At 66.4% G+C, this 22,350-nt stretch carries 11 protein-coding genes, 3 pseudogenes and 1 riboswitch; of the genes and pseudogenes, 3 read left to right on the top strand and 11 right to left on the bottom strand.

The window, feature by feature from the left end:
- Positions 1-25 precede the first annotated feature (25 nt).
- The 7 genes from RPQ07_RS22035 to RPQ07_RS22005 all read right to left on the bottom strand — a co-directional run bounded on the left by RPQ07_RS22035 (position 26) and on the right by RPQ07_RS22005 (position 6,040).
- Positions 26-688: a transglycosylase family protein gene (locus tag RPQ07_RS22035; RefSeq protein WP_313945898.1), complete on the bottom strand. Its 663-nt coding sequence runs from the start codon at positions 686-688 to the stop codon at positions 26-28.
- 4 nt (positions 689-692) lie between these two features.
- Positions 693-867, bottom strand: a riboswitch (cyclic di-AMP (ydaO/yuaA leader).
- Between the two features lie 263 nt (positions 868-1,130).
- A complete protein-coding gene (locus RPQ07_RS22030; RefSeq protein ID WP_313945897.1) occupies positions 1,131-2,063 on the bottom strand; it encodes a transglycosylase family protein in 933 nt (310 codons plus the stop codon).
- Positions 2,064-2,195: 132 nt separating this feature from the next.
- Complete coding sequence (locus tag RPQ07_RS22025) at positions 2,196-3,431, bottom strand: cytochrome P450 (protein ID WP_313945896.1); 1,236 nt, start codon at positions 3,429-3,431, stop codon at positions 2,196-2,198.
- A complete protein-coding gene (locus tag RPQ07_RS22020; protein WP_313945895.1) occupies positions 3,428-4,402 on the bottom strand; it encodes a nucleoside triphosphate pyrophosphohydrolase in 975 nt (324 codons plus the stop codon). The genes RPQ07_RS22025 and RPQ07_RS22020 overlap by 4 nt, the downstream gene beginning before the upstream one ends.
- A 19-nt stretch (positions 4,403-4,421) precedes the next feature.
- The gene (locus RPQ07_RS22015; protein WP_313945894.1) at positions 4,422-5,072 is read right to left on the bottom strand and encodes a SurA N-terminal domain-containing protein; all 651 of its coding nucleotides are present in this window, start codon (positions 5,070-5,072) and stop codon (positions 4,422-4,424) included.
- Positions 5,073-5,269: 197 nt separating this feature from the next.
- The gene (locus RPQ07_RS22010; RefSeq protein WP_313945893.1) at positions 5,270-5,791 is read right to left on the bottom strand and encodes a hypothetical protein; all 522 of its coding nucleotides are present in this window, start codon (positions 5,789-5,791) and stop codon (positions 5,270-5,272) included.
- Between the two features lie 57 nt (positions 5,792-5,848).
- Positions 5,849-6,040 (bottom strand): hypothetical protein, encoded by a 192-nt coding sequence (locus RPQ07_RS22005; RefSeq protein WP_313945892.1) that lies wholly within the window; start codon positions 6,038-6,040, stop codon positions 5,849-5,851.
- Between the two features lie 85 nt (positions 6,041-6,125).
- Here RPQ07_RS22005 and RPQ07_RS37815 point away from each other — a divergent pair.
- Positions 6,126-6,282: pseudogene (locus RPQ07_RS37815) on the top strand (site-specific integrase); the annotation flags it as partial.
- A gap of 1,043 nt (positions 6,283-7,325) precedes the next feature.
- Here RPQ07_RS37815 and RPQ07_RS21990 read toward each other — a convergent pair.
- The 3 genes and pseudogenes from RPQ07_RS21990 to RPQ07_RS21980 all read right to left on the bottom strand — a co-directional run bounded on the left by RPQ07_RS21990 (position 7,326) and on the right by RPQ07_RS21980 (position 9,351).
- Positions 7,326-7,640, bottom strand: coding sequence for a helix-turn-helix domain-containing protein (locus RPQ07_RS21990; RefSeq protein ID WP_313945889.1), 315 nt, complete (start codon positions 7,638-7,640; stop codon positions 7,326-7,328).
- Positions 7,637-8,021, bottom strand: a pseudogene (locus RPQ07_RS21985) (type II toxin-antitoxin system RelE/ParE family toxin). Before RPQ07_RS21985 ends, RPQ07_RS21990 begins: the two are co-directional and overlap by 4 nt.
- A gap of 949 nt (positions 8,022-8,970) precedes the next feature.
- Positions 8,971-9,351 carry a hypothetical protein gene (locus tag RPQ07_RS21980; RefSeq protein ID WP_313945888.1) on the bottom strand — a complete coding sequence of 127 codons (381 nt, stop codon included), beginning with the start codon at positions 9,349-9,351 and terminating at the stop codon, positions 8,971-8,973.
- A gap of 75 nt (positions 9,352-9,426) precedes the next feature.
- Between RPQ07_RS21980 and RPQ07_RS21975 the strand changes: the two are divergent.
- A pseudogene (locus RPQ07_RS21975) lies at positions 9,427-9,849 on the top strand (tyrosine-type recombinase/integrase); the annotation flags it as partial.
- Between the two features lie 536 nt (positions 9,850-10,385).
- Here the strand turns inward: RPQ07_RS21975 and RPQ07_RS21970 are convergent.
- Positions 10,386-20,078 (bottom strand): polymorphic toxin-type HINT domain-containing protein, encoded by a 9,693-nt coding sequence (locus tag RPQ07_RS21970; protein WP_313945887.1) that lies wholly within the window; start codon positions 20,076-20,078, stop codon positions 10,386-10,388.
- 153 nt (positions 20,079-20,231) lie between these two features.
- On the opposite strand from RPQ07_RS21970, the gene RPQ07_RS21965 reads away from it, so the two are divergent.
- Positions 20,232-22,193 carry a tachylectin-related carbohydrate-binding protein gene (locus tag RPQ07_RS21965; RefSeq protein WP_313945886.1) on the top strand — a complete coding sequence of 654 codons (1,962 nt, stop codon included), beginning with the start codon at positions 20,232-20,234 and terminating at the stop codon, positions 22,191-22,193.
- Positions 22,194-22,350: the final 157 nt, after the last annotated feature.

The following is a 22,350-nucleotide window of genomic DNA, read 5'->3' as shown; positions in this document are numbered from 1 at the left end:
GCGCGGGTGCGCCGGCCCGGGTGGGTCAGCTCAGGTGGAGCTGCTGGCCCGGGTGGATCACGTCGGCGTCGGTGACGACGTCCTTGTTCAGGTCGAACAGCTTCTTCCAGCCGCCCTTGACCTTCTCGGCCTTGGCGATCTTGCTGAGCGTGTCACCGGCCTTGACCTTGTACTCGCCGTCGCCCTTCTTGAAGGACTTGGCGGCCGGCTTCGAGGACTTCGCCGGGGCGGGGGCCTCGGCGCGCTCGGAGCGGGTGGTCGGGGCCTCGGCACGCTGCTGCGGCTGGGCCTCCTGCGCGGAGCCGGCGTCGTTGGCGGCGTTGGACAGGTTCACGCCGCAGTTCGGCCATGCACCCTTGCCCTGGCCCGCGAGGACCTTCTCGGCTATCTGGATCTGCTGCGCCTTCGAGGCCTGGTCGGCGGTCGAGGCGAACTGGGTACCGCCGTACGCGGCCCAGGTGGAGGCGGAGAACTGCAGGCCGCCGTAGTACCCGTTACCCGTGTTGATCGACCAGTTGCCGCCGGCCTCGCACTGCGCGACCTGGTCCCACTCGGACGTGGTCGCGGCGGAGGCGGTGGTGGCGCCGAGCAGCGGGGCGGCGACGGCCGCACCGGTGACACCGGCGAGCGTGGCGATACGGGTGGCCTTGGACGGGCGACGGTGCTTGGCCTTGCCGGAAAACAGCATGGAACATCTCTCTCACCGACGCCTACGAGGTGAGCTGTCGGGTTCGGGCCAAGTGAGTTGCCCGGCCGCGCAGTCGTGCGCACGGCTCCACCCCAAGCCGGTACCCGCAGTTCATCTGCAACTGCCGGGGCCGGCGCTTACCTTGGTTCCCCCGCTCCTGCCTACGGCGCATACGCGTCGGCTACTCCCCCCGACCGACGGCAGGATTCGGCGTGACGGTCAGCGGTGCCCGCGATGGCGAGCGGTTCAGACCGTAAACACAAGGCTCCCCGATGTTCAAAGACGAACATCGGGGAGAAAACGCCCATCCCGCCCCTCCGGAACCGTGCGTTCCTGCAGGTCGAGGGCGGAATGCCCCGTTCCGCCGGGCAAGATGGGCGAGTTGCGGCAAAGAGACCCTTGTCTCAGTTGCACGATTCGGACAAAGGCGCCTGTACTGCCCCTACTTCGGGCCGAGCTCCAGGCTCTGGCCAGGCAGGATCAGGTCGGGGTCGTCACCGACGGTCTGAGCATTCGCCTTGTAAAGGGAACTCCAGCCTCCGGGCAGCTTCTGCGCGGCCGCGATGGCCGACAGCGAGTCGCCGGGGCGGACGGTGTACGAACCGGGCGTGGCGTCCGCGTCGTTCGTCTCGGCCGGCTTGCCGGCCTCATCGGCCGCGCCCTCGCCGTCGCGTGCCGCATCGTCACCGCGCGAGGCGTGACGCCCCGCTTCGCGCTCATTGTCCGTATTGCCCGACTCGGCCGTTCCGGTCGCCCCGGTCGCCCCGGTCGACTCCGGCTCCGTCGGCTCGGCGGCGGGTTCGCCGCGGTGCTTGCCGGTGGCGCTGCCGCTGTCACCGGTCCCGTTGTTGCCGATGCCCTGCGTCGGGGCCGGCGCGGGCTCGGCCGTCTCGGAGGGCGAGGCGGACTTCGAGGGCGCCAGCGAGGCGAGGGGGTTGTCGGACGTCGCGCCCTGCTCCGCGGGGGTCGAGGCGCCCGGGTCGACACCGGCGCCGGTGCCGTCCTGTGTCAGCCCCGCGATGCCCGCGCAGGTCGCCCACGCCTCGGGGCCCTGGGCCTCCAGGACCTTCTCGGCGACGGCTATCTGCTGGGAGCGGCTGGCGAGGTCGGCCCGGTCCGCGTAGTCCGTGCCGCCGAAGTCCTCCCACGTCTCCTGGGCGAACTGCAGACCGCCGTAGTAGCCGTTGTCCATGTCGGCACTCCACTGGCCGCCGCTCTCGCAGGCCGCGACGCGGTCCCAGGTGGCGGCGTCGGCGGCGGAGGCCGAACCCGCACCGAGAAGGGGGATCGCGATGGCCGATCCCGTCACCCCTGCCGCGACAACGATGGCCGGAGCCTGACGGGGACGACGGTGACGACCTTGGCCGGAAAGCATGCGGGTGCCCTTCGAGTGACTACAGATAACAACTGATGTCTTCTGAGACGACCGTGAAAGTAGCCGGATTCGATCGTGTGTCACAAGTCGATGCAGCGGAGATCACGTGAAAGTCACAGTCTTGACGGGTCGTCAGCTGCGTCCAGGTGTGAACTCAACGGGCAGGCTTCGCAATCCACGCATAATGAGACCCCCACGCCAGCGCAAATCGGCTGGATCGCCCGCAAGCCGCAAGTCCGGCATTCTCCGGAGCAGCGTGGCGATCGCGGTCTGTCCCTCCAGCCGGGCCAGCGGTGCGCCGAGGCAGTAGTGGATGCCGTGCCCGTAACCGAGGTGCTGGTTGTCGCGCCGGGAGAGGTCGAGCGCGTCGGGGTCCGTGAACCGCTCCGGGTCCCGGTCGGCGGCCGCGAGCACCACGAGCACCGGGTCGCCCGTCGCGATCTCCTGGCCGCCGATGACGAGGGACTCCGTGGCGAAGCGCCAGGTGGCGAGCTCCACGGGGCCGTCGTAGCGCAGGAGTTCCTCCACGCCGGTCTCCAGCAGCGCGCTCTCCCCGGCGGCGAGGGAGGCCTGCAGCCGCTCGCGCTGCTCCGGGTGGCGCAGCAGCGCGTACACACCGTTCCCGATGAGGTTCACCGTCGTCTCGAAACCGGCGAACAGCAGGATGAAGGCCATCGCGGCGGCCTCGTTCTCGGTGAGGTGCTCGCCGTGGTCGCTCGCCCGGATCAGCCCGGAGATCAGATCGTCGCCGGGATCCTCGCGCTTGCGGTGGATCAGCTCGGCGAGATACCCCCGCATCTTCTTCACCGACCGCGCGACACCTCCGCGCGGCCCGCCGCCGTGACGGATCATCATGCCCGCCCAGTCCCGGAAGTCGTCCTGGTCCTCCGGCGGGACACCGAGCAGATCGCAGATGGCGTAGATGGGGAGCGGAAAGGCGAACTCGTGGATGAGGTCCGCCTCCCCCTTTTCCACGAAGCCGTCGATGAGCTGATCGGTCAACTGTTGAACACGCGGCGCGAATTCGGCGACCCGCCGAGGGGTGAACGCCTTGGAGACGAGCCGCCGCAGCCGGGTGTGGTCGGGCGGGTCGATATTGAGCAGATGCGTCATCAGCTCGGCCTTGCGCTCGCCGGGAATTCCCGTTTTCCCCTTCGCGTGCGCGGGCTCGTCGTGGTGCGCGGGATTCTTCGACAGCCGCTGGTCGGCGAGCGCCTGCTTGGCGTCGGCGTACCGGGTCACGAGCCACGCCTCCACCCCGCTGGGCAGCCGGGTGCGGTGCACGGGCGCGTGCTCGCGCAGCCAGGCGTAGGCGGGATAGGGGTCGGTGGCGAACTCCCAGGTGAACAGCTCGGGCCGGTCGGTCACCGCTCGACGGCCTTGATCTCGTCCCGGTAGACGCGGGCGGCGGCACGCAGCGCGGCCTCCGGGTCGACCCCGGCCGCCTCGGCGCGGACGGCCGCGGCCAGCAGCTCGTAGCCGATTCCCTCGCCGGACGGGAGCGGCACGTCGAGCCCCGCCGTACGCACCCGGGACGCCAGCTTGGCCGCGAGCGCCAGACCGGGCTGGCCGAGCGGTACGCCGTCGGTCACCGAGTCGCGCTGCTTCTCGATCGCCTTCGTGCGGAGCCAGTGCTCCTTCACGTCCTCCGGGGTCTCGGCCTTCTCGTCGCCGAAGACATGAGGATGCCGGTGGATCAGCTTCTCGACGATCGTGCCGGCGACGTCGTCGATGGAGAACGGCTCGGCGCCGTCCTCCTCGCGGCCCTCCTGCGCGATGCGCGCGTGGAAGATCACCTGGAGCAGGACGTCCCCGAGCTCCTCACGCAGCTCGTCCCGGTCCCCCTCCTCGATCGCCTCGACGAGTTCGTACGCCTCCTCGATCCCGTACTTCGCGAGACCGCGGTGGGTCTGCTGCGACGACCACGGGCACTCGATACGGATGCGGTCCATGACCTGCACCAGATCGAGCAGCCGCGCGCCCGGGAGGTCGTACGAGCCGGGCAGCAGCTCCAGGTCCGGCATCTGCACCCGGCCCGAGCCGGCGAGCCGGGCGAGCCCGTCGGTCAGCGCCTGGTCCCCCTCACCGGCGGGCACGACCACGACGGTCGCGCCGCCCTCGCAGGCGCCGAGGAGCTCCTCGGCGCTCGGCGCGGCGATCTCCACAGCGACACCGGCCTCGCGGAGGTAGGGCAGCTGCGGGTGCGAGGCATCGGCGCACAGCACCCGGTCGGCCGCCTGCAGCGTCTGCCAGGCGGGCCAGGACAGCAGTCCGGGGGCGACGCGATGGCTGGCGGTGAGCAGGACGATGCGGCCGGGAGAAGGGGTGTGTGTGGTCACCCCTCGAACCTACCCCGCGCTACACACCCGTCTCGACGGGCTCCTGCGCCTTGGTGACCTGGGCGATCCAGGGCGCCTTGTAGTCGCCGAGCTCGAGCTTCTTGTCGTCCCAGACGCCGAAGCGCGGGTTGACGTCGATGTCCAGCTCGGCGGCGGCGGCGCTGAAGGCGTCGTTCAGCTTCTGCTGGCCCTCGGGGGTGTTGCCGGCGCCGAGCGAGGCGGCGAGCTTGCTGACGAGGAGGTCGCGGCGGACGACGTCGTCGACCTGGTCCGGAGCGACACCGCGCTGCTGCAGATACATGGCGGCGAGCTGCTCCTCCCCACCGGACTGCTGCACGAGGGCGGCCCGCCCGTCCTGGATCTCCTTGCGGCTGACCCGCACCCCGGCGTCCTTCGCGGCGCGCTCGACGACCTGCTCGACGATGAGGTCGTAGAGCTTGGCCCGGCTCAGCTGCCCGCTCTCCTTGATGAGCTGGGCGGACTGCGGGGAACTCTGCTGCGCGGTGCGGACGTCCTTCACCTTCGCCTGGACGGTGGACACGTCGATCCGCTCCCCGCCGACGACGGCGGCGGCGCCGGGGTGAGCCTCGTTCCCGCAGCCGGCAAGGAGCGGCGCGGCGACGAGAAGCGCGGCGGAGACGGTGATCGCGGTACGACGACGGCGGTGCAAGGGAGCCTCCCGGCGTGATTGTGCGGCGGTGCACAAAGTCCTGCGGTGATCGATGGTAGGCAGTCCAGGGGGTCTGGGCCACTGGTTCGACCAACGATTCGTCTCGGGTTCGAGGTGCGGATCCGGGTGCGTCATGCGCGCGGATCACGAAAACCCGGCGGGCCGCGCTGTCCGGGGACGTACCCCCCGGCCGGGGGTCAGGCCCGGTAGGGCTCGAATGCGGGGAAGTCGTCGGGAAAATCGTCCGGGAAGATCGGGGTGCTCCAGGTCCTGGAAAGCACGTCCAGCAGCACTCCGGTGGACGACCTGTGCAGGACGGCGAACGCGAGCTGTCCCGCCTCCACGACGACCGTGGGCCACGTCTCGGGCTCACCGACCGGAATCCAGAACAGCCAGTCGGCGTTGCTGGTCCCACCCCACTGGACGAGGTCCTCGGGGCGGGCCCCGAAGGCATCGAGCTGCGCGCGCAGTTCGGGGATCGCCTTGCCCGCGAGGATCTTTGTGGACCGCGCCGTACCGTCCGAGATGTCGAGATAGGTGTTGCCGACACCGTTTCCGTAGATGGACAGGAAGTCGTCGAAGCAGCCGACGCCATAGACCGCGAGCAGTTCGGTGTGTGCCGAGGGAACGGGGATGCGGCCCTGCTCCACCGGCGGCGGAGGCGCGGCGGGTGGAGGGCAGAGGGCGATGAGGCGCGACAGTTCGGGTGCGGCACTCATGGGGTCGTCCTCTGCTTGTGCGAGACGGTGATTCTGCGTGACGGCTCAGAACGAACCTCAGGACGATGAGGCGCGCATCTCGATGATCTTTTCCGCCTCGTCGTCCCGGCCGGCGAGCCGCCCGCCGCGTCGGATCTGCTCGTCGGTCAGCGAAGGCGCCATCGAGAAGATCTCGTGGATGCCGTCGAAGCTGGGCATGTCCAGCATGCCGAGGAACCACCTGACCGCCTGAACGCCGTCCGCCTGCACGCCGACACCGTCCCGGTACCGGCTGCCGACGGCACCCCGCCCCCGCCACTTCGAACCCCTCACTGCTGAGGAAACCCGCCAGTTCCTAACAGTCGTCAAGGAACTTCTCGGCCACGCCCACATCGGCGTCACCGCTGGCGTCTACGCACACGTCCGGCTCCGCCTCCAACGCCAAGCCATCGACGCCCTCAACGAGGGCCTCAGCCACCGACGACCCACCTACCACAGCAGCCGTCCGCTGACATTGCCGTCACCGTTTCCGTCAGACACCCTGGAAGCCGGACGGAATAAAACTCCAGCGGGGCCGGCGTTCGGTTTGAACGCTGGCGCCAAACTTGGTTTCCTCAGTAAGGTATAAGAATGACTCAACGGTTTGTTGATATCCTGCAGGGCCTCATGAGCAACCGTGGACTATCACCCCGGGCCGTTAGCCGTGCATCGGCACGGGCTGAATCGACCATTCTGCAATTACTCCATGGGAGCGTTCCACCATCACCGGAAATAGTGAAAGACATCGCGCCGGTATTGCAGATCCCCGAAGCCGATTTGCTCGTAATTGCCGAGCTCGCAACAACGCCAGCCTCCGCCTCCCCCAAACCCTACCGTAATTCAACGGAGATCGGCGAGCTAGTTTCAATCGCGAGCTCGCTATCGGATGGATAATTTCGGCGATTGATTGACGTTGCCCGCAACCTAAAGTCGGAAGATCACAACTAATCCACACGGGAATCCCCTAATCGCCCACTTGGACGAGTAGGGGATTCCCGTGTGAGAACTCAATCAAAGTGGAATGGATCCCACCTTGCTCCATCCACGTTAAAGCCATTTCTATTCAGAGCGTCTCGCGCCACCGACTCCATCCCGGATCCATCCGGCCTATAGTGACCAGAGAAGTTGCCGAATTCTGTAACGGATCCGTTCGATACGGCAAATGTGCCGGCCATGGCCACGGGTCGACCTCCAGAGAGGCTAGTATGCCCTGCCCATACCTCGCCCTCGTAGACGCTCTCGTGAAACGTTCTCACTGAACCACCCGGCATCACGACGTAGCGCAATTGTGCACAAGCACCGGAGTTTTGCCCGCTTGCACATAGTACGTGTGGAGGGAAAGGGTCCGTTACCTGCGACTTCGCTGGTCAGTGCGGGAGTTGACAGCAAATCGGTGCTCGTGCTTGTGCGCTGGAATCCGTGGTTGTTGCCGTCATTTACTGCCGTCAGAAGTGACGGCCTCCGGTGAATTCCGGGTTGGGGAGATTCCTCGGGTCGTCAGGCGTCGGGCGGTTGCTCAGGCTGCTTGGTGGTGTGGGGTGAGCTCGATGGTCAGGTCGGCGTCCAGGGCGCGCGCCAGGCGTCGCAGGAGGGGGATGGTGGGGACGGTGCCGCCGCCTTCGATGCGGGAGATCTGAGGCTGCTTCATCCCGCAGCGTTCGGCGAGTTCGGTCTGGGACAGACCCAGGGCGGTGCGCCGGTCGTAGACCAACTGGCCGAGGTCATGGGCGAGTTCCGCCTCCTCGTACAGGCGGTCGTACTCGGTGTTCTCCTCGACCGTCTCACCGAGGAGCTTGCGGTGACGGCGGGTCTTCCACTCGGCGTGGTTCACGGCAGTTCCTCCTTGATCGGGCGGCTGTAGATGTCGTGCTCAGCGGCCGGCGGATGGCTGGCCTCGCATGCTGCCTGAACCGCACGGGCGCGGTCGACCTCGGCCTTCTCACGCATCTTCGTCTTACGGAAGACGGTCAGCAGGACGACACGGCGACCTGGCGAGCCAGTAGGTGATGCGCTGCGCATTGTCCCCGAGGTCGAAACGTAACTCGCGGACCTTGCCGCCGAGATGGCGACTGTAGGGCTCGCCTAGCGTGGTCGCGTTCTCGGCGAGGCGGTCGACCTTCTGCTCGGCTATCACGTAGTGGTGGGCGGGTAGGTTCTCCAGCCAGAGGCGGACCTCGGGCTCGATCTCGATGGTGTACCGCTCACCGGTCATGCCTTCGATGCTATATGGCTCAGGTGTTATATGCCACCAGTTCCCGTAGGAGTCCTGGGGATGCCCACGCGGGGGTTGGGGGGACCTTGGGTCGGGGTCCTGGCTGGTGTGGGGCCGGTCGTGTTCCGGGGGCCATACGCTCGCCCGGCGAACGGGGCAGGGTTCCCCTGGCCTTGTGCTGGCCCCGTGGCCCCGGAATGCGGCCGGCGCGGGACCCGCATCTGACGGGTGGCTCAAGGTGCCCTCGGCCCCCGCCCCGGCCACCGACACCCCCGACCGAGTACGCCCTCGGGGTCTGGTCCCGGCGCGCTGCTCGGGGTTCTGTACCGGGTTCATGCCCCCGACTCCTTGTGGTGGGCGGGTGCGGTGTGGGTGGTCCGAAGGTGGGAGGGTCGCCGGTTCCGACGGATCAGCCCGCACCCGCCGCCCGGCCCCCAAGGGCCGGGCCCTTGATACCCAGTAAACAAACTCTGAGCACGATCAACAAAAGACACAACAAAAGACCCGGCCAGAGGCAGTATGCGGATCGGGCTGACGGTGATTGCGGGAGCGGTGGACGAAGACCCCAAGAGGCACCGGATCGACCCGCCGCGCACATCGCAGTCACCGCCACGACCGCACTCGGGAACGCCCTCAGCCACCCTGACACACGCCCGGCAACGGCGGCGAACACCCCCGAATGTTCGCCGCCGTTGCCGTCAACTACTGCCGTCAGACCTCGAATCGGCCCCGTCGACTACGGATCTGCGGGGTCAGATTCGCCATTGCGAATCTGATTGCCGTCGAACTGAGAACCCACCAGCAGCCACTTCCGCCACCAACCCACACGGATACCCTCAAGCGTCAGGAAATCCAGGAAATCCGCAGCCGCTACTTCGACTCGCCTGCCGTTGTGGACCCAGAAGTAGACGGCAGCGAATAGGGACACTCCGACCAATGGGGTGAGCGGTTAGACCTCGGACGCAACCCGACCCATTACCCCATCCGGATAGCGATCGACTTCGCCTACCCTAGAAAATAGAGATGGCGCATCGACGGCGCAGTCAGCTACGGCCCATGAGGGCTCACCTGCGACGATAAGCCCATCTCCGCTTTCGGAATTCAATGCGAACATATGATCCAAATGCTTCTTGATTCCGAACTTCTCGGCCAGGAAGGCAACTTCGCCTGAATCCGAAACCTTGCGAATTTCGAGCCCTCGCATGACCGACCGCAGAAAAACGACCTGGACGTTCACTGCGGAAACTTCGATGCGCGGCAAAGACGCAAGATTGATGCCGACATCGCTACGCAGGAGCAGAGTTCGATGTGTGACCGAATAACTCCACACCTTAAAAGTCGATCCGGGTGATTAAATCCCATCTCTCCTACCACATTTCATCCGAATGGGTTTGCTACGCCTTCGATTCGCTGGCCTCCAGAGTGCCAATTTATGGAACCCCACCACCAGGAACGTCAAGAGGAGGAGCGCAAAACGGCCGGGACACGCTGGAAGGACAGCGGCCTCGTCTTCGCTACCCCAGAGGATGGCCCTTTGGACCCGGCCAACATGACCCGCCACTTCGCGGCATTCCTCAGACGCGCAGCGCTGCGCCGCATCCGCTTCCACGACCTACGGCACTCGACCGCCACCCTGTTGCTGGAACACGGCATCGACCTCGTCGTCATCAAGGAACTCCTCGGCCACGCGCACATCGGCGTCACCGCCGGCGTCTACGCTCATGTCCGACTCCGCCTCCAACGCCAAGCCATCGACACCCTCAACGACGCCCTCAGCACGGGCAACGACGACCCCGCCGACCCACCCGCCACGGCAGCCGTCCGCTGACGTTGCCGTCAGCGTTGCCGTCAAACATTAAATGCCCCCTCCGCAACAGAGTTGCGGAGGGGGCATTTAATTGCACAGCCGAGTGAAATCGACCACCAGTTCCTTGCGGCTAGATCACGCCGACCCGAATCAACGAACCGCAAGGAACTAGCCATGTAGAGAACTGAGCTACGAGAAGCACAGGGCATGTGCACTCCCGAGAGGAAATAGCCCAGTTCAATTCACTTCAACATGTAGCCGGAAGGGCTAGTCGGCAGCAGAGTCGCCTACCAGTCGAAAATTGGGAATTTCCTCGACCCCTTTCAGGACCTTGCTCCCCAAAGGGGGCAGCGCTGCACGATTTGGCACCAAGCCGCTGAGACAGGAATTACACCAGAACACTGCCACCCCCGACTCGGCTCCCATGCTATCGACGACGAAGATCAGTCGGAGCTCTTTCATCCCGCAACTCGGGCAGCTACGAGACGGCACGACATCAGGATGCACGTATGCCTGCTCGTACTCGTGAACCCAGCTCGACAGCTCCGACCTCATGCTCACCGCAACACACTCCCGATCGTTTCCCACCAATGGTCTTCGAAGCCCTGGGCGGCCGTCTCCCATGCATTTCCAGAATCATAGTCGGTCGGGTAGCCCATTCCAGACCTGATTTGATCAACATGAAAGCGCTCATGCGCGAGTGTTCGCGCCAGTTGCTCCTCGTTGCGGAAGGCACTTCGCGTCAGAGTGATGACACCGTCGGGGGAAGTTGATCCGTAGTACCCCATGCGACTTTTGTCGATCTTCACTGTGACGTTCGAAATGTCAATCCCGTATTTATTTGCGATCTGGCAAACGCAGTCCATCGTCATTGGCAGCTTTGGGCCAGAGCCTGCCGCATTCCTGTTCTGGAGTGCCGGCTCTGCGCCACCACCACAGTTATGAACTAGGACTGGTGTGGCCCCCGCCAGCACATAGTACGTGTGCGCCGTATCAACCGTCAGGTTGTAAACCGCCGCCTGCTGCGTCCACGCCTGGACCGCGTCCACCTGGACCCGAGAGCCCGCGCCAGTCTGGAGCCACTGGCCCGGCTTGAGTTCGCCGGCCTTGAGCCACTTCTTCAGGGACGGGACCCAGAACGGGTGGCCCGCCGTGGCGGTAATCGTGTCCGTCGCTTCGCCCTGGTCGCCGTCTGTGTCGACGGTGACCTTGATGAGCTTCTTGAGGCCCTTGCCCTTGATCGTTTCGGTGACTTCCTGTTTCGAAGTCTTCCCGGTCGTCGGGTCGGTCGCGGTGACGTGGTCGCCAGGCTTGACGTCCTCGATCGGCTTTCGGGTGCCGTCTGCCATAAGGACTTCAGTGCCCGGTGCGAAGCTCTGGCCTGTGGCCATGGTTGCCACATCTGCGGCCGTGGTCGCGCATTCGACTGCCGATTCGACCTTCTCGGCGACCTCCTCGGCCTTCTTGAGCTTGTTCGACCCCGCCACTACGTCTTCGGTGTACTTCGCCGCCTTCATCGCCATCCGGCCGGCCTTCGCCGCCCGGACCAGGCCCGCGCCCGCACCGCCCAGTGCCAGGCCCGCCACCGTCGCGACCGCCCAGGCGCAGGCTTCCATGTCGCCCTTGGTCACGCAGTTCTTGATGTCGTTGAAGCCCGTGACCTCGCCGACGAAGTTGCCGACGGTCTTCACTCCGTCCCAGACCGCGCCCCAGTCGACCGCGTCCTTGACGTCTTCGACCACGTTGCCGACCTGCTCGACGACCGCGTCCCGGATGGCGTCGGTCGCCTTGGCAACGTCTGCGATCACGTCCCGGGTCGCGCCGACCAGGATCGCCGGGAGGTTCGGGTCAGCGGTGACGATCGCCTTGGCGACCGCGAGCAGCGGCCTCGTCGCGGCCACGATGGCGGGAATCGGATTGTGCTTCGCCGCGAACGACGCCGCCGCCTTGGCCTTCTGGGTGACGTAGACCTTGGCCTGGTACGCAGCTTGTCGAGCCTGCGCGGCCTTCTCTCTGGCCCATTGGGTGAAGCCCGTCTTCTGACCCACCCACTTCGCTGCGGTCACAAGCCCGTTGACGATCGTCTTCAGACCGGACTTCCGGTAGGCCCAGCTCGCGGCCTTGCCCAAGAAGCTGACAGCGCTCCGCAGGGCCGCGCCCGGATGACGGACGGCGTACGTGACAGCGTTCTTGACCGCGCGGGCACCCTTGTAGAGAGCGCTGGTTCCCTGCGAGGCCTTCTTGCTCACCCACTTCTTGGCCTTCTCACACTTGCCCCATCCGAAGCACGGGAAGTGTCCGTCGGGGTCGGTGTAGTCCATCGGCGCGCCCGCGCCGTAGGTGTACCGATTGGACAGGATCGAGGCACCGGACGTGGACTGGAACGAGTCACGTGAGTCGAACGCGCCCGTGCCCGGGTCGTACCAGCGCGCCCCCATGTTCACCTGGTCGGTGTCCGGGTCGGTGTAGTCGCCCTGGTAGCCCGCGTTGCCGGTGACGTCGCCGGTGCCCAGCGTCTGGCCGAAGGGGTCGTACGCCGTCGACCGGGTGAGCGAGGCCGCCGCGCCGTTCGTCGGGGACATGTCGCCGACGACGTCACCGTGCTTGTCGGTGACCGACAGCTGCGCCGGGCCGGTGCCCTCCGCCACAGACAAGAGCTCGTCCGCCGCGCCGCGGCCGTAGGTGGAGGAGTTGTCCTTCACCGGGTCCGGAGAAAGGCCCGCGTAGCTGAAGTCCGTGCCGTTGCGGGACGCCACCCGGTCCAGCGAGTCGTAGGTGTACTGCGTCTGCGACTCGCCCGCCTTGGTCATGCGGTCGAATGCGTCGAAGGTGAAGTCCTCCGTCAGACCCGAACTTGTGCGCGTCGCGAGGGTGCCCCGGGGGGTGTGGTCGTAGGTGTAGTCCCCGTCGGACAGCAGCCGGTTGCGCTCGTCGAACGTCGAGGTCTTGGCGCCGTTCTTGACCCGGTTACCGCTGTCGTCCCACTCGTACTGCGTGGTCTGACCGTCCCCCTGCCAGGACGTGAGGCGGCCGGCGTCGTCGTAACCGTAAGCGTTCTCGCCGGCCTTGGCCGTCCCGACCGTCGTCTTCGAGGTCAGATGGTCATCGGTGTTGTAGCCGTAGTCGGTCGAGGCGACCGTGCCGCCGCCACTGTTTTTCACCGTGTCGGTGTCGAGCCGGCCCAGATTGTCGTAGGTGAACGAACGGGACTGACCTGCGCCATAGTTGATCTGCTTGATCGCACCGGCACTGTCGTACGCGTAGTTCTGCGCCACGCCCGTGAGCGGGTCGGTCGCCGAGTTCAGCTGCTGCTTGACGTAGCTGAAGCTCGCCGTGCCCGACGCGTCGGTACGGGACACCAATTGGCCGTCGTTGTTGTACTCGTACTCGGCCTTGCCGGACGGACCGTCCGCCTTCAGCAGCGCACCGCGGTCGTTGTACTCGTAGGTGTTGTCGCCCTTGGGGGACGACGCCTTGGTGAGCCGCCCCGCGGGGTCGTACCGGAATGTCTTCTCCGGGGTCGCGACCTCGGCACCCGAGCCGGTCTCGCGGATCAGCTGTCCGCCCTTGTCGTACTCACGCTCGCGGACCACCCCGCCCGGAGCCGTCAGCTTCACCACCTGGCCGAGCCGGTCGTACGCCGTCGTCCAGGTACGGGCCTCCGGCGAAGGGTCGCGGGCAGTGGAAGGCTCGATCACCGATTCCGGGAGACCCAGGCTGTTGACCGTGTAGATCGTCTTGTTGCCGCGGCCGTCGGTGTAGCGCGTGCGGTTGCCCAGCGCGTCGTACCCGAAGGACGTGGTGATCGACTTGGTCGCCGAGACCGGTTCGGTCTGGCTGGTCAGCCGGTTCAGTGCGTCATAGGCATATGTCGTCGTGTGGTTGAGGGCATTGGTCGCAGAGACGAGGTTGCCCGCATCGTCGTATCCGTAGGACACCTTCCGCAGTTGGCCGTCCGTGGCATCGAGGTCCGAGTCCTGCAGGAGCTGACCGAGGCGGTCGTAAGACTTCGCCGAGGTTCGGCCGAGCGCATCACTGCGACGCACCTCCCGGCCACTCATGTCATAGCCGAGGATCGTCTTCGCACCGCTGGGATCGGTGAGCTGGGTCATCTGACCGAGCGCGTCATAGGTGAACTGACTGACACCGCCGCCGGGAGCGGTCTGCTTGACCACGTTGCCCGCGTCGTCGTACTCGTTGCGGGTGGTGAAGGCGCCAGGCAGTGGTTTGCGCTCGAGCTGCGTGGTGGTGACCGGGCGGTCCAGGTCGTCGTATGTCGTCTCGGCCCGGCTTCCGTTCGGATCGGTGACCGTGAGCACCTCACCGGTTCGGGTGTAGGTGTACTTCCACTGGGCGCGATCGTCACCGGTGCCGACCGGGACGTCCTTGACCGTCATGCGGTTCTGACGGTCATAGGTGAACTTGGTGACGCGGCCCAGCGGGTCGGTCGCCTCCACCACGTTGCCCAGCGCGTCGTACGTGTTGCTGGTGGTCGGGGTGACGGGCTCGGCCGAGCCGGGAGGCGTGTACGACGGTGCGGTGCTGGTGATCGCACGGCCGAGCCGGTCATAGGTCGTGCGGTTGATGTTCCCCACCGCGTCGACCGACTCGGTCACGGCGCCGAAGGAGTCGTACCCGGTGTAGGTGGTGGGGCGTGAGGAGATCGGCGCGGACCCGTTCGACTCGGTCTGCACCGAGGGTGCGGTGACCGAGAGGGGGCGGCCCACCTCGTCGTAGGCGTACTCCGTCTTGTTGCCCGCGGGGTCCGTCTTCGACTTGGCGAGACCGCGTTGGTCGTACTCGTACCGCGTGGTTCTGGAACCGCTGTTGCCCAGGGTCGTTTCCTGGACGGCGTTCCCACCGTCGTCGTACTGGTAGCTGACGGTCTCGGCGCTGACACTCATGGGCCAGGGAACATTCGATGCCGAGCCGTTGGTCGCGGTGGTGAGAACGTTGCCGGCCAGGTCGTAGGTGAATTCGGTGCGCCGTACCAGGTTCCCGGGGTCGGTGACCTCGGACTTCTGGCGGCCGACCGCGTCGTAGGTGTACTGCGTGACGAGCTTTCCGTTGTTGGACGTCTCGGTCAGTACATTGCCCGCGCCGTCATAGGTGTTGGACTCGACGAGGATGTCCCGCTTGGTGCCGTCCGGGTTGCGGAAGCCCTTCAGCGTGATGGACTTGATCAGATCGTCCGCGAAGTACTGATAGACCAGCGTTCGGCCCATGGAGTCCGTGTGTCGTGCGACGCGGCCGCCCATGTCGTAGGCGTACGACTGGAGGACCGTGTAGTCGTCGTTGCCGCCGTCGTCCTCCCAGTCGTGCAGCCGGGTCTCGGCCATCATGTTCCGGGCGGTGTACAGGTAGGAGAACTTGTTGCCGTTGGCGTCCACCATCGACGTCTTGTTGCCGACCGCGTCGTAGGTGTAGGTGGTCTCGCTGCCTTCCGCGTCGATCGCCTTCTCGGGACGGCCGTGCTCGTCCAGCTCGAACGTCATCACACGCGAGGCATCGCCGCCCGTGAGGTCACTGACCTCCGTGCGCACCACATTTCCGTCGGCGTCGTACGTGCTGACGGTCTTCTGCTGATGCTTGCCCAGGGTGACGACGTTGGTGGACGCGGGGTCCGTTGTCGAGACGACTCGGGAGAGCTTGTCGTAGGCGATCGTCGTGGTCACGCCCGCCGGCTGCGCGTCCGAGATCACCGTCTCGGTGAGCTTCCGGCCCAGCGTGTCGTAGGTGAACTTCGTGACCAGACCGGACGGTTCGGTGACCGTGGCCATGTCACCGGACTTGAAGTACTGGTAGCGAGTGACCTTGCCGCGCGGGTCGGTCGTCGTCAACGGCAGACCGGTGGGCGTGTTGCCTCCGCCGACAGCCGGTTCGCCGCCATTCGTGTACGTGTTCTTGACGGTGCCGGCGTCGGGCATCGTCTGCTGCGTCAGTGCGCCGCTCGCGTTGTACTGGTATTGCGTGCGGAAGCGGTTGTCCGTCGGCCCTGACGAGCGTCCGTCGCGCGTCTCGGTCGGCTGGTCGCCCCTCAGGTCGAAGTCGCCGGCCGCCGCCGGATACGTGGTGTACGCCGTCTGGCAGTCGTCCTTGCCGCGGCACGTCTTCCGGCTGGTGACATTGCCACGAGCGTCGTAGCCCAGGGTGACCTTGTCACCGTTCTCGCTGGTGATCCCGGTCTGGAAGCCGTTGTCGTCGTACTCGAACAACCGGATCGCCACACCGCCCACGGGATGGCGGACAAAGTCCGGTTCGGCCCCGGGGTTGGCGGGTGGGGTCGTACAGAACGACGGGTCGCCCGGATCCGGGACGGTGCAGACCTCGCCAGGCGGATTGCTGCCGGACGGGGAGGGCGACGGCGAGGCTTCCTCACGCGCACTGATGGCCATCGGCTCGCCGTAGCGCAGCATCCGCGCCGTCATGCCGTCGTACTCGTAGAAGTACGGCGAATCCAGCGGGTCGTGGACCTCGACGGTGCGCCGCAGATCCTTGTCGTTGCCGAATACGGCCGGAGCGCCGATCTTCCAGGTGCCACCGTTGCGGTCGGTGTACTCGTGAACACGATCGCGGGAGAGGTCGTAGGAGACCTCGGATGCGATGCGGCCGGAAGGCAGCGTCGTCTTTGCCAGCAGATCGGCGGTGCGATTGCCCTCGCGGTAGTGACCGGCCACGGCGGCAGACCCGAGCGGGTGGTGGTAGACGGCGACGTCATCGATGGTGCCTGCGAAGGACTTGGCGCCCGTGGTGCCCCAGCCCGGCCATGAGGCTGGTGTCGTCGCGTTGGCCGCACCGATCTGGTTGTACGTCAGATCGCCTTGGACCAGCTGCTTTCCGGTGATGGTGCCGGACAGCTTGCCGTCGAGGTACAGGGTCTGCGTGGAGCCGGACGCCGACAGCACGGCATGGTGCCACTTGCCGTCGTTGACGTTCTTGGTGATGTCGGTGATCGGGGCGACGGTGCCGGTCGAGAACTGGCCGCGCAGCTTGCCGTCCGTGCCGACGTACAGCATGGGGACGCCGGTGGTCGGCGTCGTGCCCCATGCCTTGTTCTGGTAGCCGACGAGCGGTCCACCGACTCCGAGCGTGCCGGTCTTGAACCACACCTCGACCGCCGCGTCACGGCTCTTCTTCAGCGTGCCGGCAGGCAGGTCCACCCGAGAGCCTGATCCGCTGAAAACGGCTGCTGTGTCGGGATCACCCGAAATGGCGCCGGTGGCGCCGAGCGTCACGCCGGAGTAGGTTCCGCGGTCCTTCCCGAGGTTGGCAGCGATCGTGCTGTTCGCTGCGGCGCCCTCTTCTTCTCCGAGCTTCCAGTACGACTCGGGTCCGGAGTCGAGGACCGTGGTGCCGTAGTGGCTGCCCTTGGCGTACGTGTACTGGGTGCAGCCGCCCGTCGGGTCGCACACCTTGTCCAGCAGATCGCCGGTGTAGGTGTACGTCCAGCTCAGCGGGGCTCCGTCGACGGCGTTGGTGGACACCTTGGTGACGTGCGCGCCGGTCCAGGTGAAGGTCAGCGAGCGGCCGCTGCGGGCACTCGAGGCCGTGATGAGCTTGCCCGCACTGTAGGTGTAGGCGATCGAGTTCGAGTATTTGTCAGTGACCTTCGTCAGCAGACCGCCGGTGCTGAAGTCGTAGGTGGTACCCGACTTGTCCTGCAGCTTGTAGGTGAGAGCTGTGGGGTCGAGTGTCAGTTTGGCGAAGCGGCCCGGCGGCGGAGCGAACGTCCCGTCGGTGTTCTTGCCGAAGCGCACGTCCTGGCCGTCGGGGTAGCGGATGACGACATTGCCGGTCCCGTCGTCGTCCGGGGTGAGCCGCATGTCGTAGCGGGTCGACCAGCCGGCACCGAAGGCAAGGTCACGGCGCGGGTCGAGGCTGTTGTACGTCCGCACCAGCGTCAGCTCGGGGCCGACTCCGGTGATGGAAGCGTCGACGGCAGCGCTGGTGAAGTTGCCGACGTTGGGGTCGAACTCCTTGCCCTGCGCCTCCGAGAGGCGGGAGGTGATCTCCGGCTGCGGGACCGCCGCCACCATGGCGATCTGCGCGGTCGGCACCTCGTTGGAGGCGTCCTTCACGAAGCCGCGCCACAGATAGGTCTTGCCCCACTTCAGCCGCCCGGCCGGGACCGGATAGGCAGAAGCCGTCTGATAGGCGGAGGTGGTGCAGCCGGTGGGCTTGCCGTCCTTGTCGGCCTCGCAGATCTCGTACTTGTACTGGAGGGCCGAGCCGGCCGGTGCGTCGATGTCGATGCCGCTGGCCCAGAGCTGCGGGGTGAGCGTCTGCGCCTGATAGCCGTTGGGCGGGAACTGCTCCTTGACCACCGGAGCGATGTCGAAGACCTGGAGCGTGAGGCGGCCCGGTGGCACCTGCTCGTCCGTGAAGACCTTGCCGCCCTGGCGCACCATCGTGAAGTCGAGCATGTACGCGCCCGGCGGCAGCGCCTTGATCGTCGCGTCGACCGTGGCCTTCGCGCCGTAGGCAACATTGCCGGCGAGGTTGGCTGCGCGCTGCTGGGTGACCAGCTTGCCCTTGGAGTTGTAGGCCCGGTACGCGAGGTAGTAGGTGCTCGGCGTCCAGGTCTCCGCGCCCTTGTTGGTGACCGTGACCTTGACCTTGCCGGCCTGGTTCTGCAGCACGGGAGGGTCGGGGACGGGCTTGGGGAAGGCGTAGGTGGCGCTGTAGGGCGAGTGCGTGACGAACAGCTTCGGCGGGTTGGCCGTGGAGTGACCGGTGAACTTCTTGAACGCGAGCGAGTCGGAGGCCGAAGCACGCAGGGAGAGACCGTAGTTGGGCTGCGTGCCGTCGACCCAGCGCTGCACCAGGTCACGGCCGCCCTTGCCCAGGTCGTACAGCTCACCGGCAGCCGGGCACGCGGACTGGGACTGACCGAAGCCGATGTGGCCGTACGCGTATGACTTCGAGGCGAGCGAGCCGCCGACCGCCGGACCGGGGTAGGAGGTTCCGGTACCGGCCGTCCAGGACTCGGTCACCGGATGAACGGAGACGGCCCGCGGCTTGCAGGAGGCCGAGTCGAAGTTCACGACCTGGAGCTGAGTGCCGAAGATGCGGTGGCGCCGCAGCTCCTCGTCCAGACCCGGGAAGCCGAGGAACGAGTACGTGGCGCCGTTCGGGCCCTTGCCGACCTGGAGTTCGCTGGAACCGACGACCGAGGCGCCGCCGTTCCGGACGTACATGGACGTCGACGCAGCGGTCGTGTCGACGGACGGATCCACGCTGACCGGGAAAGCTCTGGCCGGATCCGTGAGCCAGGCGTCGTCGACGCTGACTCTCAGCACCTGACTCGAGCCCGCCTTGACGATGCCGTAGCGCACGCCGTGGGAGACCGCGCCCTTGGCGTCCTCCATGAAGCCCGCCGGCACGACGGCCTTCGTGCGTCCCTCGGAGTCGGCGAGGACGACCGATCCGCCGACGGCGCGGGCGGTGAGACCGGCGAGGCTCAGCGGGAAGTCGAAGGTCCTGGGAGCGTCGGCCCCGCGGAGAACGAGGGTCTCCTTGACCCCGCCCGCCTGCGAGTCCAGCCACAGATCGACGCCGGGCAGGACGCTGTCGTACGTGACCCGGTTCCCGGCAAGGCTGCCCCGTGCCTCAGCCGCTCCGCTCAACCCGTATGCGAAGGATTCACCGGAGGGAAACTCGATCGCTGCCAGTTCCGGCGCGTCGGCCCGGTCGGCGATCCGCAGACGTACGGAGTCGGCAGTGTTGGCCCAACCGCCGTCCACGTTCGCGAGACGTGCATTGATGGGCCGCCAGTCTCCCTTGGTGTCCTGGTAGTTGATGGGGGTGGTGGAGAGCTCGCTGGTCTGCGTGCCGTCCTGGTTCGCGTACGTGCGGCTGCGGGCGTCGCGCTCGGCGACAATCTCCTCGCTGGTCCGCCGGTCGAAGCCCTTGACCTTCGGCGCGGGCGGCGCGACGACCTCGACGGTGTTGCGCCGAGTCGACGGCCTCGCCGAAGGCGGTTGTTTCAAGGGGTACTTGGAGCGCAGTGACTCGGGGGCCTGGGTGTTCCCCGGACCGCCGGCCAAGTGGGTACGCCCCTCGGCGCTGCCCCAGCGCTGTTGCGGACCCTTCGCGGCTGCGGGCGCTTCCGGGAAGAGCGGAAAGCCGACCCCTGCCACTGCAAGCGATCCCACGGCGAGCACCATCGCCACCGAGACGCCGATGACCTTGAACCAGCTACTGCTACGCAGTCTTTGCAGAAGGAAGTTGCGCGCAAGCTTCCGGTACACCGACAGTCCCCCCGGACAGAAGTCATAACAATGTAGAGATCTTGTGTCAGATGTGACTAGCCTGTCGAATGCTTGTGTGAGTGAACACCCGAAAGTTACCAAACCGATACACGCAGTAACGTCGATGTCGATCACTCGCGAAGCCAACGTCACTTGCCACAGGGGGGATTGACCATGCCTATTCGGTCAGAGAGACGCCGCAGACTGACCGCGGCGGCCGCCACGTTCGCCACAGCGATGTCGCTGATTGCGCTTGCGCCGGGGGGCGCTCAGGCCGTCGAGTCGGCCACGTGCGCGGCGAACGGCCTTACATACGTCACCAATTCCACGGGTGACCTGCTGCAATACACCATGGCCACACCGTTGACCGGGTCGACGTTCAGCCCATACAGCAAGGTCGGCGCGGGTTGGGGGGCCTACGGCAAGGTACTCGCCGGTCCGGCGGGCGAGTTCTACGCCTTCAAGTCGGACGGCACGTACTACGCCCACCGCACTCCGAGCGGAACCTGGGACGTCGCTCCGAAAAAGATCAGTACCGCTCTCGGGTGGCTCAGCAACGCCGCGGACCGGGACCAGGCCACGGTGGACCGCAACGGATGGCTCTGGGTGGCCGACAACCTCGGCCAGCTGTACGCCTACCGGTATGACGCGACCATCGGTACCACCGGAGGCCTTCGGTCCCTCAAGATCCTGGACAAGGGATGGGACCGCTACAACCTGATCACCGCCGGCGACGCCGACGTGCTCTACGGGCGAGCAACCGACGGCAGGCTCTATCGCTCCCGCTACGACTACACGAGTCAGCGCTGGCTCGAGCGCCACGTCCTGGTGGGCGCCGCAGCGTGGAAGAACTTCAAGTCGATTACCGCCGGCGGCGGAGACACCGTCCTCGCGGTGCAGACATCGGGCGAGGCACTGCACTACCGCTACGACGAGAACACCAACACATGGCCCGTCGTGGCGAAGGAGGTCGCCGCCGGCGGCTGGCAGAACTTCACCAACGTCACCTCCCGGCCCGACAACTGCAAGCTCGTCAAGAACCACACTCCGGCGTCACCCTCGGTTCCTGTCGAGGAGTGGAGCGCCACGGCGGCGCTCTCGGTCTCCACGGTGGAGATGGCGTTCAGCAATCACGACGGTACGCTGAAGCACGGCCGCGCGGATGCGGCCGACCTGAACGGTGCTCAGTGGACGACTCTCGGCGATACCTTCGAAGCCTTCACCGGTAAGCCCTCGTTGAGCGCACTTCCCGACGGACGAGTTGTCGTCACTGCACACACTCTCTTGGGGGCAGTTCACCAACGGGTGCAGAAGGAGAAGGGCAGCGCCGACTGGATCGCCTGGAGAGATCTGGGTGGTGCCATGGCGCAGCATCCTGTCAGCGCCAAGGCCCCCAGTGGTGCACTCGCCCTCTTCGCCGTGGATGCGGATGGCAAGGCCTGGTATCGCATCCAGACCAACGGGGACTACATGGGCTGGATGCCGCTGCCCGGAGTGGCCTTCTCCGGGCCTCTCTCAGCTGTGCCTGTGCGCAACGGGCTCCAGTTGTTCGGCAGAAGCACCGCTGGACTGATCACCACAGCAACGCTCCAGGAGGACGGAACGCTCTCCGCCTGGGCAACTGTAGGCACGCAGACGATCACCGGGCCCCCCACGGTGCTCTCCATTCCGGGTTCCCGGATCCGCGTCTTCGCGACTGACCCGAACGGCACGGTCGTCACCACCGCGCAGTCCACAGAAGGCGGCCCGTTCAGCGCATGGTCCTCCCTGGAGGGTGTCACTGCGGCAGGGCCTCCGAGCGTGGTGCCGAGGCCGTCTGACGGCTACCTGCAGGTAGTGGTGCGTGGGGCCGACAACCGGGTGCACACCACAGGCGCAACGTCAGCGAGCGGTACGACGTGGCGTCCCTGGAGTGAAGCCGTATCGGATGAGCTCGCCACCGACCCCACGGCGTTCGTCTACAGCACGGGCAGCTTCGACAACTGGGCCTTCACCTTCCGTAACGCGAACAACCAGCCCATGGTCTACAACCTCAACACGGGTGGTCTGGATGCGGCTCGGTCGGCGGGCGGCAAGCCCTCGTTCACCCGACACGTCTTCGAAGCGCCGAAGTAGTCCCAGCCGGCAGTAACGCGGGCCGGCCTGACACATCGCGCGGTGACACAGTCGCCCCCTGCCGTGAGACAGGGGGCGACTGTCTGCACACATGCACTGCCTGGCGGCGAGCCCTGCACGGGGCCTCGGCGCAACGTCGGCGACCACGTCGTTCGGG

Origin of the sequence: Streptomyces sp. AM8-1-1, from assembly GCF_032229325.1 — a bacterium.
Taxonomy (GTDB): domain Bacteria; phylum Actinomycetota; class Actinomycetes; order Streptomycetales; family Streptomycetaceae; genus Streptomyces; species Streptomyces achmelvichensis.
This window is presented reverse-complemented; position numbering and strand designations above follow the sequence as displayed.